Source organism: Paenibacillus sp. 1-18 (assembly GCF_000520755.1).
Classification (GTDB): Bacteria; Bacillota; Bacilli; order Paenibacillales; family Paenibacillaceae; genus Paenibacillus; species Paenibacillus brasilensis.
This window is the reverse complement of the sequence record NZ_ASSB01000349.1, coordinates 1-825: the sequence shown is the minus strand read 5'-3', so window position 1 is coordinate 825 and position 825 is coordinate 1. Positions and strand designations below refer to the sequence as shown.

General features: G+C 48.0%; 2 protein-coding genes. Both read left to right on the top strand.

What is annotated here, in order from left to right; all coding sequences use genetic code 11:
- Positions 1 to 312, top strand: a 312-nt coding sequence (locus L693_RS0123270) for an enoyl-ACP reductase FabI (protein WP_025720391.1), incomplete at its 5' end; no start/stop codon positions are given.
- Between the two features lie 12 nt (positions 313 to 324).
- Positions 325 to 825: AMP-binding protein (locus tag L693_RS0123265; protein WP_025720389.1), on the top strand; the 501-nt coding region annotated here is incomplete at its 3' end.

Genomic DNA, 825 nt, shown 5'->3' with positions numbered 1-825 from the left:
AAGAATTACAACGTTATGGGTGTGGCGAAGGCTTCACTGGAAGCTGGCATGCGCTATCTGTCGAATGATCTGGGTACTTACGGTATTCGTGTTAATGCGATTTCGGCGGGTCCCATACGGACTTTGGCCGCCTATGGTATTAAGGATTTTAGCACGATGCTAAAGCATATTGAAGAGACGACGCCCCTACGCAAGACAGTTGATACGTCAGAAGTCGGGGATACCGCGTTATTCCTATTTTCCCATTTATCGAGAGGCATTACGGGAGAAGTTATCCATGTTGATGCAGGATACCACATTACGGGGATGTAAGGAGGGAACGCTGTGCTTGTTACGCATACGGACTGCCGTATTATCTCACCTGAAGGGATTATGACAAGGGAGCGACTGGAGCGGGACGTTGTGATCTTTTCCCGTATGTTGGCTCTTCGAGGAATTTCTGAAGAAGGCAGAGTGATACTGAAAGCAGCGAATTCTTATTATTTTGTTGTGTCTCTGTTCTCCCTGTGCAACATCGCTGTTTCGGTGACTGTAGTGGACGAGCAGACCGTGCTTGATGAAATAGCTCAAATTTACGACGAAGCGGGTGCCTGCTGTATCCTGACCGATTGCGACCCAGGACTTTCTCATGCTTCTGTTATTCTAATTCAAGATCTAATCCAAGAAGAAGCAGTGCACCCACATTGGGTTGGAGAGCCGGAAATCTATGGCATCGACTTTAACAAGTGGTGCGAGCGATCGGATGCCCTCATTCTGTATTCTTCAGGCACGACGGGTAAACCCAAGGGCATCGTGAAGGCTGGATCTGCTTTCATGGACAATATC